This window comes from Arthrobacter sp. YN (assembly GCF_002224285.1).
Taxonomy (GTDB): Bacteria; Actinomycetota; Actinomycetes; order Actinomycetales; family Micrococcaceae; genus Arthrobacter.
Genome location: NZ_CP022436.1, coordinates 3,457,381 through 3,471,020, shown reverse-complemented (window position 1 = coordinate 3,471,020; position 13,640 = coordinate 3,457,381). Strand labels below are relative to the sequence as shown.

The 13,640-nt window shown below is 63.7% G+C and carries 10 protein-coding genes; 5 read left to right on the top strand and 5 right to left on the bottom strand.

Annotated elements, in window-relative coordinates; translation table 11 throughout:
* Position 1: 1 nt before the first annotated feature.
* Positions 2 to 1,321, top strand: coding sequence for a glutamate-1-semialdehyde 2,1-aminomutase (hemL, locus tag CGK93_RS15850; RefSeq protein WP_089595655.1), 1,320 nt, complete (start codon positions 2 to 4; stop codon positions 1,319 to 1,321).
* 97 nt (positions 1,322 to 1,418) lie between these two features.
* Here hemL and CGK93_RS24180 read toward each other — a convergent pair whose 3' ends face one another.
* Positions 1,419 to 1,664, bottom strand: a complete 246-nt coding sequence (locus CGK93_RS24180; RefSeq protein ID WP_232481355.1) for a hypothetical protein — start codon at positions 1,662 to 1,664, stop codon at positions 1,419 to 1,421.
* Between CGK93_RS24180 and CGK93_RS15845 the strand changes: the two genes are divergently transcribed.
* Positions 1,636 to 2,709, top strand: a complete 1,074-nt coding sequence (locus tag CGK93_RS15845; RefSeq protein ID WP_232481354.1) for a glycoside hydrolase family 3 N-terminal domain-containing protein — start codon at positions 1,636 to 1,638, stop codon at positions 2,707 to 2,709. The genes CGK93_RS24180 and CGK93_RS15845 overlap by 29 nt on opposite strands.
* A 63-nt stretch (positions 2,710 to 2,772) precedes the next feature.
* On the opposite strand, the gene CGK93_RS15840 is transcribed toward CGK93_RS15845, so the two are convergent.
* The 4 genes from CGK93_RS15840 to CGK93_RS15825 all read right to left on the bottom strand — a co-directional run bounded on the left by CGK93_RS15840 (position 2,773) and on the right by CGK93_RS15825 (position 6,270).
* Positions 2,773 to 3,510 carry an amino acid ABC transporter ATP-binding protein gene (locus tag CGK93_RS15840; protein WP_089595653.1) on the bottom strand — a complete coding sequence of 246 codons (738 nt, stop codon included), beginning with the start codon at positions 3,508 to 3,510 and terminating at the stop codon, positions 2,773 to 2,775.
* Complete coding sequence (locus tag CGK93_RS15835; protein ID WP_089595652.1) at positions 3,507 to 4,271, bottom strand: amino acid ABC transporter permease; 765 nt, start codon at positions 4,269 to 4,271, stop codon at positions 3,507 to 3,509. Before CGK93_RS15835 ends, CGK93_RS15840 begins: the two co-directional genes overlap by 4 nt.
* 12 nt (positions 4,272 to 4,283) lie before the next feature.
* The gene (locus tag CGK93_RS15830; RefSeq protein ID WP_089595651.1) at positions 4,284 to 5,234 is read right to left on the bottom strand and encodes an ABC transporter substrate-binding protein; all 951 of its coding nucleotides are present in this window, start codon (positions 5,232 to 5,234) and stop codon (positions 4,284 to 4,286) included.
* Positions 5,235 to 5,559: 325 nt separating this feature from the next.
* Positions 5,560 to 6,270: a 3'-5' exonuclease gene (locus CGK93_RS15825; RefSeq protein WP_089595650.1), complete on the bottom strand. Its 711-nt coding sequence runs from the start codon at positions 6,268 to 6,270 to the stop codon at positions 5,560 to 5,562.
* 66 nt (positions 6,271 to 6,336) lie between these two features.
* Between CGK93_RS15825 and CGK93_RS15820 the strand changes: the two genes are divergently transcribed.
* Genes CGK93_RS15820 through CGK93_RS15810 form a run of 3 tightly spaced genes read left to right on the top strand, consistent with a single transcriptional unit; the run spans position 6,337 to position 13,630 of the window.
* On the top strand, positions 6,337 to 6,753 hold the full coding sequence (locus CGK93_RS15820) for an MGMT family protein (RefSeq protein WP_089595649.1): 417 nt from the start codon (positions 6,337 to 6,339) through the stop codon (positions 6,751 to 6,753).
* Positions 6,750 to 10,100: an ATP-dependent helicase gene (locus CGK93_RS15815; protein ID WP_089595648.1), complete on the top strand. Its 3,351-nt coding sequence runs from the start codon at positions 6,750 to 6,752 to the stop codon at positions 10,098 to 10,100. The genes CGK93_RS15820 and CGK93_RS15815 overlap by 4 nt, the downstream gene beginning before the upstream one ends.
* Positions 10,097 to 13,630 (top strand): ATP-dependent helicase, encoded by a 3,534-nt coding sequence (locus tag CGK93_RS15810; RefSeq protein WP_089595647.1) that lies wholly within the window; start codon positions 10,097 to 10,099, stop codon positions 13,628 to 13,630. The genes CGK93_RS15815 and CGK93_RS15810 overlap by 4 nt, the downstream gene beginning before the upstream one ends.
* The last annotated feature ends 10 nt before the right edge of the window (positions 13,631 to 13,640 follow it).

Sequence of the window (13,640 nt, the reverse complement as noted above, 5' to 3'; positions counted from 1 at the left end):
CATGACTTCCAACACCCCTGTGTCCGATCAGCTCTTCGACCGCGCACGGTCCCTCATGCCTGGTGGCGTGAACTCCCCGGTCCGTGCCTTTGGATCCGTCGGTGGCAACCCGAAGTTCATGGTTTCGGCCAAGGGCGCCTACCTCACGGACGCCGACGGCAAGGAGTACGTGGACCTCGTCTGCTCCTGGGGGCCTGCGCTGCTGGGCCATGCCCACCCTGCCGTACTCGACGCCGTGCACGCCGCCGTGGACCGCGGCTTGTCCTTTGGTGCTTCCACTCCGGATGAGGCCAACCTGGCCGACATCGTCAAGGACCGCGTGTCCGCCGTCGAGCGCCTGCGCATGGTGTCCACCGGCACCGAGGCGACCATGACCGCCGTTCGCCTGGCCCGTGGCTTCACCGGCCGCAACCTGATCATCAAGTTCGCTGGTTGCTACCACGGCCACTTGGACGGTTTGCTGGCAGCCGCAGGTTCCGGTGTTGCCACCCTGGCCCTTCCGGGCTCGGCCGGCGTCACTGAGGCAACAGCGGCTGAAACCTTGGTCCTGCCCTACAACGATCTCGCCGCCGTGGAGGCTGCCTTCGCCACGCACGGTAACAACATTGCCGCTGTGATCACGGAAGCAGCTCCCGCCAACATGGGCGTTGTCACCCCGGGAGAGGGTTTCAACGCAGGCCTGTCCCGCATCACCAAGGAGCACGGGGCCCTCCTGATCGTGGACGAAGTCCTGACCGGTTTCCGCACTGGCTACTCCGGCTACTGGGGCCTGACAGGCCGCCAGGAAGGCTGGGCGCCTGACCTGCTCACCTTCGGCAAGGTCATCGGCGGCGGAATGCCGACGGCGGCACTCGGCGGCCGTGCCGACGTCATGGACTACCTTGCTCCCGTCGGCCCGGTCTACCAGGCCGGCACGCTGTCCGGAAACCCCGTGGCCATGGCAGCCGGTGTAGCAACACTGACCCACGCAACACCGGAGGTCTACGCCTACGTTGATGCCCGCTCGCTGGAACTCTCCGCGGCACTTTCGTCAGCTCTGGATGCTGCAGGCGTTGACCACTCCATCCAGCGGGCAGGGAACCTGTTCTCGGTTGCCTTTGGTACCTCGGCCCACGGCGTGCACAATTACGACGACGCGCAGGCTCAGGAGAGCTTCCGCTACGCACCGTTCTTCCACTCGATGTTGGACTCGGGCGTTTACCTGCCGCCGTCCGTCTTCGAGGCATGGTTCCTGTCTGCTGCCCACGACGACGCAGCAATGAACCGTATATTCGAGGCTCTTCCCGCAGCTGCGCAGGCTGCTGCCGGCGCCACGGCCTGACCCTGCTGATGCCCCGGCTGGTGCGGAAAGCACTTGGCCGGGGCATTGCTGTGTCCGCACGGGGTAGGCTCGTAGGTGGAAACCCACCCCCAACGAACTAACGGTTTACCATGCGCAAGACCCAGACAATTGCATCCTTCGGTGTAAGCATCGCGACGGCTGGAGCTTTGCTCGCCATGGCGTCCGGCTGCTCAAGCGGCAGCGGAAGCACCGCCCCACCCTCAACGGAAGCCACGTCGTCGGCTTCTGCCTCTTCGCCGCCAGGCACTACGCAGCCAGCCACCGCATCAGCGGCGCCAACGAAGCCATCCACGGTGCCGTCGCCCTCCGCTGCACCTGCCACCAGCGCTCCTACGGCTGCGGAACAACAGTTGGCGGCGCTAAGTCTTGAACAACGGGTAGGCCAACTGTTCATGGTGGCAGCCAAGGCCACCGGCGCCGAGCCGGGAACCATGCGGGCGTTGAAGGAATATCACACGGGCAATGTCTACCTGAGCGGGCGCAGCAAGGCAGGCAGTGCCGCCACCGCTGGCGTCGTGTCGTCGTTGACGGGAACGGTTTCCACTGCCACCACCGGCGGGGTGCCCCTCTTCGTGGCTACCGACCAGGAGGGCGGGTATGTCCAAGTTCTTTCGGGTCCGGGGTTCTCAACAATTCCCACCGCATTGGTCCAGGCAGGGGCAGGGCAGGCAAAGCTCCGTGCCGATGCTGCAATCTGGGGCAAGGAGCTGCGAAGCGCCGGCGTCAACGTCAATCTTGCGCCCGTGCTGGACACAGTCACCAGCCCGGAGTTTGCGCCGTCCAATGCCCCGATCGGCCACTTCCAGCGCGAGTACGGCTATGCACCTGGCACGGTGTCGACCCTTGGCAATGCCTTTGCCGATGGCATGAAGGACGCGGGCGTCGCGCCTGTAGTGAAACACTTCCCGGGCCTGGGCAGGGTAGTGCCCAATACAGATGTCACCAGCGATGTCAGGGATACTTCCACCACCCGGAACGATCCCGCCCTGGAGCCGTTCCACGCTGCCATCACATCAGGTACGCAGTGGGTCATGGTATCGAATGCCTACTACGACAAGATCGACCCCGCGAACATTGCACCCTTCTCGCCTACGGTGATGGACACCATGCTGCGTGCAGACGCCGGCTTCAAAGGGATTGTCCTCTCCGACGACCTCTGCAGTGCCGCGCAATTGGAAGCCTGGTCCGATGCGGACCGCGCCCTGAACTTCTTTGGGGCCGGTGGGACCATGCTGGTGTGCGCAGATCCTGCGAGCATTCCTGCCATGCAGCAGGCCGTGGTGAAGAAAGCCGCAACAGATGCTTCCTTCCGCGCCAAGGTGGATGCTGCCGCCCTGACAGTGCTGCGGGTCAAAGCAGGGCAATGATCACAGTAAAGAACCCCGCCTTCACAAGGAAGGCGGGGTTCTTTGGGCTGGCGCTTGTCCTGACTAAAGGACATCCGACAGGAAGCCCTGCAGGCGTTCCGTTTGCGGATTGGTGAACAGTTGTTCCGGGGGACCGGACTCCACCACCACTCCGGCGTCCATGAAGGTCACTACGTCGGAGACGTTGCGTGAGAAGCCCATCTCGTGGGTCACCACCACCATGGTCATGCCGTCTTGGGCCAGATCCGTCATGAGGGCCAGGACGCCCTTGACGAGTTCCGGGTCCAATGCGGAGGTGGCTTCATCGAAGAACATGACCTCGGGCTTCATGGCCAGAGCGCGGGCAATTGCTACGCGTTGCTGCTGTCCACCTGAGAGGTTGGCTGGCCGCGCGTCTGCCTTGTGCTTCAAACCCACCAGGTCCAACTGGGCCAGTGCTTCATCGCGGGCCTGTTCCTTGGACATGCCACGGAGCTTGCGCAGGGCCAGCGAAATGTTCTCCGCCACCGTCTTGTGGGGGAAAAGGTTGAACTGCTGGAAGACCATGCCAATGCGGCGGCGCAGTTCGTCCGGGTTGTCCTTGAGGACAGAGCGTCCATCCAGCAGGATGTCCCCCTGATCCGGCTCGATGAGCCGGTTCATCACACGCAGGAGCGTTGACTTGCCCGAGCCTGAAGGGCCGATCACGGAGGCCGTGGTGCCCTTCTCGACGTGCAGGTCAATGCCCCGCAACACGTGGTTGCTGCCGAAGGACAAATGGATGTTCTTCGCCGTCAACGTTCCTGAAGCGAATTCACTCATGCCTGGGCTCCCTTTCCTACCACTGCTGCGGCCTCGTCCGGTTCCTTCTTCTCCGGTCGGCCGGAGCGCATACGGGCATCAATCCAGTTCACGAAGTGCGTGAGCGGGATGGTCAGCGCGAGGTAGAAGATGGCTGCAGCGACATACGGGGACAGATTGCCGCTGTTGGCGGCGGCATCCTTGCCGATCTGGAAGATCTCGCGCTCTGTGGCAAGAAGACCCAGCATGAACACCAGCGAGGATTCTTTGATCAACGCGATGAACTGGTTCACCAAGGCAGGAAGAACCCTGCGGATTCCCTGGGGCACCACCACGAGGCGCATGGACGAGCCGTAGCTGAACCCGAGGGCACGGGTCGCTTCGAGTTGTCCCTTGTCCACACTCTGGATGCCGGAACGGAAGATCTCGCCGATGTACGCGCCGGACATCAAGGACAACGCCGCTATGGCCATGGGGTACGGGCTGGTGGACCCCGTCAGTTCACGAATGATGGGGCCGAAACCGAACCCGATCACCAGAATGGTCAGCACCGGAGGAAGCCCGCGGAGAATGTCTGTGTAAATGCGGGCTACCCACCGTGCTGCTGCGTTCCGGGAAATCCCCATCAGGGCGAGCAGCATCCCCAGCGCGGTCCCGATGATGCCCGAGACGACGGCCAGGACAATGGTATTGGGCAGGCCGACGGCGAACATCTTGGGGAGGACTTCGCCCATTGCCTCCCAGTCAAAGAAGGTCTCGGCCAGTTGATTGAGGATATCCATGGAACGCCCTGGTTACTTGGCGGGGAGCTGGACGGCCTTGCTGCCCGGCTTCCAGCCCTCGGGGGTCTGCTCGGCAGCAGTCGGACGGTCCTTGTACCACTCGGCCGTGAGCTTGGCCCACGTGCCGTCAGCAATGACAGCATCCAGGCCCGAGTTCAAGGCGTCGATCAGCGGCTGGTTGTCCTTGTTCACGGCGTAGGCGGTGAAGTTCTGGGTGTTGACAACCTTCTCGGCGATCTTGGTGTTGTCGCCTTCCTTGACCTGGCCCTCTGCCTGCTGGGAAGGAGCAACCCACGCATCGATCTGGCCGTTCTTCACATTGCCGTAGACCGTGTTGTAGTCAGGGAAACGGACCGGCTCGATCTTGAGCGTGTTCGTCATGTAGTCATCCTGGACGGTGCCCTGGACAACGCCGATGCGGAGGCCTTCCTTGACGTCGGCGAAGCCGGTGACCTTGGAGTCGCTCTTGGTCACGATGGCCATGTAGCCGAAATCATAGCCGTTGGTGAAACCGACCGTCTTGCGGCGGGCGTCCGTGGTGGAGATCGAGGAGGATCCGACGTCGAACTGCTTGTTGCCCACCTGGGACAGGAGTGCAGAGAAGTCAGTGGACGCGAACTCAACCTTGAGGCCCAGCTTGTCGCCAATGGCGCGCAAGAGCTCATTGTCGTAGCCGGTGAACTTGCCCGAAGGGTCGATGAAGATGTTCGGCGGGGCGTCGGAGAGGGTGCCCACGCGAAGGGTGCCGTCGGTGATGAGGCCCAGCTTGGACTTGTCGATCTTGTCCAGCGGCGTCACCTCGGACGTGGTGAACGTGTCGAGCGATTTCTGGTCGCTGCCGGCCAGTGCATCGGTGGGCGAACCGCTGGGCTCGGAAGTTCCACCGCCGCATGCTGCCAGGGAAATCACCAAGGCTGCGGCCACGGGGGCAACAGACAGCCACTTAGGGGCTTTGAATTTCATAAAGAAATCACTTTCATCGGGTCACGGAGACGATTCACGGTGGGCGGGGAATGTGGCAACCGAAAGAAAGGTTGGCTGCCTTAGCAGACTTCAACCCGCCAAACTTAATTATGTCACCAGCCCACCGGGGCATAGTGAATCGAAGAAATGGTGGTTCACACTCGATTACACCGAATATAGTTCCCGCAGCAACCTCTTCGACCGCCGTACTATTCCGGCGGTGCCGACGCTCGTGGAATCCGGGAGCGACTGAGGCTGAATCGCGGGTTCCCGATAATCATGTGACATGCGTCGCAGGGCGAAAACCTGGCGGGGTCTCCCCGGCTTAGAAACCGCCCCGGCTGGCGTCCTCGGGCGGCAGGACCGGCCACTCACCCTCGATGACCGCGGTGGGTTTGCTGCGGCGCAAGTACTGCTGGAAATCGGCGGCCTGCGACGCCGCCCAGTCTACTTGCAGCTGATGGAGGGTGGTTGCCGGCATCTGCAGCTTGGGGAACTTGCCGGCCATCGCGTCCAGGACACGGAGAGTGGCGAGTGCATCCGCGGCCGAGGTGTGGGCGTTTGCCAGGTCTACGCCGTACTCCTCACACAGGGCCGTGAGGGTGCGCTTACCCTTGCGGTAGCGGTCCACTTGCTTGTTCATAACGTAGGGATCCAGCACGGGGAACCGGCTTAGCTGCGGTACGCCATAGCGGGCGGACTCGGCCGCCAATACCGTGAAGTCGTAACTGGCGTTGAAAGCGATGACTGGAGTGCCGGCGTCGAAAAGTTCCTGGAGAACCGCGGCAACTTCACGTGTGACCTCCGCGGCCGGGCGGCCTTCCGCGCGGGCCCTCTCGGTGGTCACGCCATGTACCTCACTGGCCTCGAGGGGGATCTCAACGCCCGGATCCGCCAGCCATTCGTGTTCGGCGATGAGCTCTCCGTGGGCATCCACAACTGTGATCGAAGCGGTGACTATCCGCGCCGACCGCGAGTTCTTCCCGGTGGTCTCGAGGTCGAATGCGGCGCGGGAGAGGGTGTTCCAGGAGCTCATATCTTCAAGCTACCGGCTGGGTCCGACAGTCTTTGGGCGCGACACTCCTGCCGTTACGCTGAACACATGCGGATGGAGTATGTGACGGCGGTTCTTGGCGTCGTGGACCTCGTACCACCAGGTTCGGCGGTCTCCTACGGCGACGTCGCAGAGCTCCTGGGTGCCGGCGGACCGCGTCAGGTCGGCGCAGTCATGAGCCACTACGGCAGCTCCGTGGCCTGGTGGCGCGTCCTGCGGGCCAGCGGGGAAGCGCCTCCCGGTCACGAGGTGGATGCCTTGATGCATTACCTGCAGGAATCCACCCCGCTGCATGGTGCCTACGAGGCCTTCCTCAGGACGGGTGAAGGCCGTTGGCGGGTTGACCTGACAGCGGCGCGATGGGCGCCTTCGGACGCCGACTTCGATCAACTTGATGTGATCTCTGACCAGTTGGAGCGTCAACTCCATAAATTGTCGGTGCCCGATGATGAAATGACTGTGTGACCGCCACTCCTGCCAAAACCCGCCAAGCACCGGCCGCTCTTCGCCTGCTGCCTCCGCGCGAGACCCACTATGCGGCACCCGTTTTGTCCCCCGACCAGCATGCGGTCGTTTCCCTCCGGCAGGGGAGCGGCCCCGTTCTTGTGCCCGGGGGGCCCGGCACGGGCAAGTCAACGGTGCTCGTGGAATCCGCAGTGCGCCGCGTCCGTGAAGATGGACTGAATTCGGAGCAGATCCTCATACTCGCCCCCGGTCGCCACGCCGCCGCAGCTTTGCGCGACACCTTCACCGGACGGCTGGACCGCAGCCTCAGTACGACGCCGGCACGCACCTGGGCATCGTATGCCTTCGACGTCATTCGGCGGGCCAAGGCCGAGGGCGTCATACCCTTGGCCAGGCCCCCAAAGCTCCTCTCAGGTCCCGAGCAGGACCTCATCATCAAAGAACTCCTCGAAGGCCATGCACGGCCCGGTTTCCAGCTGCCCTGGCCGGAGGATCTCAGTGCGGCCCTTCCCACCCGGGGCTTCCGCCACGAGATCCGCCAGTTGTTCGACCGCATCATTGAGTCCGGCCGAACAGCTGAGGATCTGGTGGGGCTCGCCTACGAGTGCGGACGTCCCGATTGGATGGCCGCAGCGGAGCTGTACAGCGAATACCGGGACGTCCTGGACCTCCGCATGCCCGAGGCGTTTGACCCCGCAGGAATCATCACTACGGCGCGCCAGATCTTCCAGGATTCGCCGGCATTCCTGGCCGCGGAACGTGAACGCCTCCAGCTGATCCTGGTGGACGACGCCCAGGAATCCAATCCTGCGATTTTTGAACTTCTCGCCGATATATCGGAGGGCAAGGACGTCGTGGTCACTTACTCCCCGGATACCGTAGTGCAGGGCTTCCGCGGTGCCCGTCCTGACCTTGTGGCCGAGTTGCCTTCACTGTTGGGAGGCCCGCAGGGCTCGGTCACTGAACGTCCTTTGTGGTTCACCCACCGGCACCTGCCTGTGGTAGCCGAGGCCTGGACGCGCGTCGCGGCACGTATATCCCAGCGTTCCGGCGGTCAGCTGGCCAGACGGCTTGAGCAACCGACAGGTCCGGACACTGCCGGAAAGTCGCCGGCTCGTGATGGCAGGGTGGAAGGGCATGTGCTGCCGTCCGCGGTGCATGAGCTGCGCTACGTAGCCCAGCGGATTCTGGAAGCCCAGCTGAGGGAGCAACGGGAGTTCAGTGACATCGCCGTGATTGTGCGGAACGGTGGCCAAATTTCACAGATGCAGCGCTACCTGAGCGGCCAGGGCATTCCGGTGCGCGTTCCAGTGGCAGACTCGGCTGTTCGGGACGAAGTAGCTGTGCGTCCTCTGCTGGAGGCCTTCGCCATTGTCCTGGACCCGGCCAAGTTGACGCCCGAAAGCGCTGTTTCGCTGCTGACATCGCGCATCGGCGGAGCCACCGCCATCGAACTGCGAAGGCTCAGGCAGTCACTCAGGCGCGAGGAACTCCTGGGTGGAGGCGGCAGATCCAGCGATGCCCTGCTGGTGGAAGCGCTGCTGGAACCCGGAGCGCTGGCGTCGCTGGGAATTGAAGGCAGCGCGGCCCGCCGTCTTGCCCGCATGATCGCGGCAGGTTCCACAGCCGCTGCCGAGCCCGGCGCCAACGCGGAGTCAGTTTTATGGGCTTTGTGGCAGGCCACCGGTTTGTCGTCGCGCTGGGCGGACATGGCGCTGGAGGGTGGCAACGCCGGCGCACGTGCGGACCGCGACCTCGACGCCATGATGGCCCTGTTCCATACGGCCGAACGCTTTGTAGACCAACTGCCCGGATCGGGTCCCGAGCAGTTCCTGGACTATCTATTGAACCAGGAACTTCCCATGGACACGCTTGCGGCACGTGCCCAGCTTGAGGCGTGCGTGGAGATCATGACGCCGGCCAGCGCAGCGGGACGGGAATGGCCCGTGGTGATAGTCGCCGGTCTCCAGGAGGGCGTCTGGCCGAATACCCGCCTGCGTGGTGAACTGCTTGGCAGCACCGTCTACGCCGACGCCGTGGAGCATGGAGTGGACTACGCGGTGCGGCGGGGACCACTGAGCAAGCTCCGCGATATCCGCTATGACGAACTCAGGAGTTTCTCAACGGCGGTTTCCCGGGCCCGTGAAGTCTTGATATGCACGGCCGTCTCCTCTGAAGACGACCAACCCTCAGCGTTCCTGGACTACGTTGCATCGTTGGAGTCAGGCCAGTACAAACGCGACTACACTCCCGTGGACCGGCCCATGACACTCAGGGCGCTTGTCGCGGAGCTGAGGCAGCACGCGCAGTCGGAGGAGTCCGTTGCCGACGGCGTCGGCGGTACCGCCGCAGGGCAGGAAGCAGCGCGGATACTGGCCCGGCTTGCCAGCACGGATCCACCCGTTCCGGGGGCCCACCCGGACACATGGTGGGGTTTGGCGCCGCTGAGTTCCAGGGAGCCTGTTGTCCCTCCAGGGGGTGTAGTCTCCGTTTCGCCATCCAAGGTTGAAGCTGTCCATAAGTCACCGCTGGACTGGTTTGTCCAGGCTGCTGGTGGTGAGGCCGCCACTGATTTCGCGCGAAGCCTCGGCACGTTGGTCCACAGCATTGCCCAGGAACTGCCCGAGGCCTCGGGATCAGAATATGTGGCTGAACTCGTCCGCCGGTGGCCAACCTTGGGCATGAAGGATAACTGGGAAGGGAAGCTCGACTTCCAACGCGCAGAACAGATGGTGCGCAAATTGGCCCAGTACATCCTCATCATGCGCAGCGAGGGAAGGAGCCTGCTGGCCGTAGAGCACGACTTCGAAGTAGAGCTTCCCGAAGTCAGTCTCGAGGCCCCGGACCCGGCCTATCCCGAAGCGGTTGCCACCCGGCAGGCCGTGCTCCGGGGTCAAGTGGACCGCTTGGAGGTTGATTCCCAGGGCCGGCTTGTGGTGGTGGACCTTAAGACCGGCAAGCGTCAACCGGGCAAGGCCGAAGTTGCCAGGCACCCGCAATTGGGTGCCTATCAGGCCGCGGTGCTCAAAGGTGCCTTCCAGGACGCTGGGAGGGGCGAAGAAGCGCTCGACGCCGGGACCCGCACCGGCGCTGCTGGTTTCGCACCTGGCGGCGCGGTGCTGGCCCACCTTGGAACCAAGACAAAGACGCCTGCAGTGCAGCAGCAGGATCCCCTGGATCCTTCCGTGAACTGGGCGGAGGAGCTGGTCAACGACGCTGCTGCCTTAATGGCAGGGGCCTCATTCGAAGCACGGCACGATCCCGGCAAGAGCGGGCATGGCGGCCATGGGTGCCGCCTCCCGGATGTTTGCCCGTTGTGCGCCAGAGGAAAGCAGGTCACCGAATGACAACAGAGCTCCTGGACGGATTTGCCGCCGCGCTGCCCGGCACCCGTGGCGGCACACATGTTCCCGAACCCCGGTTTTCTCCGTCTGAGCTGGCCGGCATCCTTGGCGAGAAGAACCGTCCCACTGCCGAACAGTCGGACATCATTGCCTCTTCGCTGTCACCCCGGCTGGTGATCGCCGGCGCTGGCTCCGGTAAGACAGCCACCATGGCGGACAGAGTGGTGTGGCTCGTTGCCAATGGGTGGGTCCGTCCGGAGGAAGTGCTTGGCGTGACGTTCACGCGTAAAGCTGCCGGCGAACTGGCCAGCCGGATCAGAAGCAAACTGGCCACCCTCCAGCGCATCGCGGCAGAGGACGATGGCAGCATCGGGTTCCCGGAGGGGCTCCTGGGGGCTGACGACCTCGAACCCAAGGTTTCCACCTACCACTCCTATGCAAGCGGCATAGTGACCGATTATGGGCTGCGGCTGGGCATAGAGCGCGACGTCGTCCTGCTGGGTGGGGCACAGTCCTGGCAGCTGGCCAGCGAAGTAGTAGAGGCATACGACGGCGACTACGAGCATTTCACTGCGGCCAAGTCCACTTTGGTCAACGCCGTCATCCAGCTGGCGGGGGAGTGCGCCGAACACCTTCAGGATCCTGGCTCAGTACGCAACTGGGTGTTGGAGCGCGTGGAGACCTTCGAGCAGCTTCCCTATATAGCTGGTGCCAGCAAAAACCCTACCCAGGCAGCAGCATCATTGGCCGCCATGCTCCGGACCCGCGCCAGCGTGGCAGACATGGTGGTGCGCTACCAGGAAGCAAAGCGGCAACGCGGAGTCCTTGATTTTGGGGACCTCGTGGCCCTTGCTGCCCGGATCGCCAGCGACATTCCGCTCGCAGCCTCCACGGAGCGGGCCCGGTACAAGGTGGTTCTCCTGGACGAATTCCAGGACACCTCCCATGCCCAGCTGGTGCTCTTCTCACGCCTCTTCGGCCAAGGTCACGCCGTGACAGCGGTAGGGGACCCCAACCAGTCGATTTATGGATTCCGGGGTGCCTCTGCCGGGCAGCTCTTCCACTTTGTACAGGAGTTCCCGGTCCTGCACACGGACACCACCGGTGGCGCAGAGACTTATTCTGTGGCTCCGACCTCATACCTGACCACCGCCTGGCGGAACGGCAGGAACATCCTTGAGGCAGCCAACACCATCGCCGCGCCGCTGAACAATGCTGCGGCCACGGACGGCCCGGCAGGGGACAGGGACACAGCCGGCAACGTCTCAGTCCCGGCGCTGGCCCCGAGTCCGGCGGCGGTGGATGGAAGTGTGGTGATCGGTCGTTTCAGCACGGATGAGGATGAAGCTGCCGTCATTGCCCGTGATGTCCGTCGCTACAAACGGACAGTCTTCGAGGAAGAGAAGGACGGGACGCCCGTCAAGCCGACCGTGGCTGTCCTGTGCCGGAGGCGGGCACAGATGGAGTGCCTCCGCCGGGAATTCGAGCTGCAGGGTATCGCCTACGAGATCGTCGGTCTTGGCGGCCTGTTGGACACTCCGGAAATCGTGGACCTGGTGGCCACCTTGCGGGTGTTGGCTGATCCCGGGCGGTCCGATGCCCTGATGAGGCTGCTGGCCGGGGCCCGATGGCGTATTGGCCCGGCAGACCTGATGGCCTTCAATGACTGGTCGCGTTTCCTCGCTCGCCGCCGGTCAAATCCGGGCACGGCTTTCGAACCCATGGATGCCAACGAGGAACCGGCCGCGGTGGTGGTTGAAAGTGACATCACCGATGCCTCCAGCCTGGTGGAGGCCCTTGACTTCCTGCCCAAGCCCGGCTGGACGTCCGGGCATGGTCGCACCCTGAGTCCCGCAGCCCTGGAACGACTGACCCGTCTTGCCTCGGAACTTCGTTCCCTCCGGAGCTACATCGGGGATGACCTCACAACGCTCCTTGGTGAGGTTGAACGCGCCATGCTCCTGGATATCGAGGTTGCCGCCAAGCCTGGAATCAGCATCCACCAGGCACGCCGGAACCTGGATGCGTTCCAGGATGCCGCGGCCGGATTCCTGCAGACATCCCAACGGATTGATCTGCTGGCCTTCTTGTCGTGGTTGGAGGCAGCGGCCTCCGAAGAAGGCGGATTGGATCTGGCCCCTGTGGAGACCAACCGGGAAGCTGTGCAATTGCTGACGGTTCACGCCTCGAAGGGGCTGGAGTGGGACGTCGTCTTCGTCCCTGGCCTCAATGCCGGATCATTCCCCAGCACCAGGGATTCACGATGGAGCAGTGGGGCTGCGGCGCTGCCTTGGCCGTTGCGGGGCGACCGCGCCGACCTCCCGCAGTGGGACCTGGACCAGCCAGACCAAAAGGGATGGCTGGACGCGGAGAAGGATTTCAAGGCCGAGGTCCAGCATCACGGTGAGGCCGAGGAGCGACGGCTGGCTTATGTGGCCTACACCCGGGCAAAGTTCGTCTTATGGGCGTCCAGTGCTGCTTGGAACGGTTCGCGCTCCGGAATGGCCGGTATGTCCGCCTTCCTCTCCGACTTGGCGCCTCTTGCTGGAGTTGCGGGAGTTGCCGCAGGAGAAGGTACTGGGTCGCCCGCGGGCCGGACAGGTTCGGCGGTGGTTCATCCCGAATCCGTGGCCGAGGAAGCACTCCCTGAGGAAAGCCCACTGACGACCACACTTGAAGTTGCAGGGTTCCCCTACGATCCCCTTGAAGGCCCGTCCGATCCCCGGACGGGCGCCCGTCTTAGGCTGGCTCCCGGACGCAGGCTGGCCATGGACCAGGCCGCGGCCACCGTCCGTGCGTTCATCGCCGACGCACCGTACCAGACACAGGCCTCTGAGCTCACGGGGCCTGCGGCGAAATGGGCCCAGGAAGCAGACCTGCTCCTTGACCGTCAACAGCAGCGCAAGACCACCCAGGACGTCCACCTTCCGAGCCACATCTCTGCCTCACTCTTCGTGGACCTCGGCGCGGACCCGGCTGCAGTGCTTTCGCAGCTCCGCAGGCCGGTGCCAAGAGAACCCGGTATTTCGGCGCGTAAAGGCACGGCCTTCCATGCGTGGGTTGAAGAGTACTTCGGTACAACGGGCATGCTTGACCTCGATGAGGCCCCGGGCTCGGATTCCCACATCGACGAGGCATACGGCTTGGACGAGATGGTGGCGTCGTTCAAAAAGTCCGAGTGGGCCCAACGTGCGCCCGCCTTCGTCGAGGTGCCTGTGGAGACAAGGATTGGCGACGTCGTAGTCCGGGGACGCATCGATGCTGTGTTCCGCGACGCGGACGGCCGCTGGCAGTTGATCGACTGGAAAACCGGCCGACGACCCGCAGGCCAACAGTTGGCGACGCGTGCCGTGCAGTTGGCCGTTTACCGGCTGGCCTGGGCCCGGCTTCAGGGTGTGCCCCTCGAAGAGGTCAGCGCGGCGTTCTATTACGTGGCGGATGACTCAGTGGTCCGGCCACACGATCTGGGAACCGCCGACGAACTGGAACACATCGTTGCCAAGGCGTTGGAGGCCGGCGGTCAGGGACGCTAGGGCCGACCGG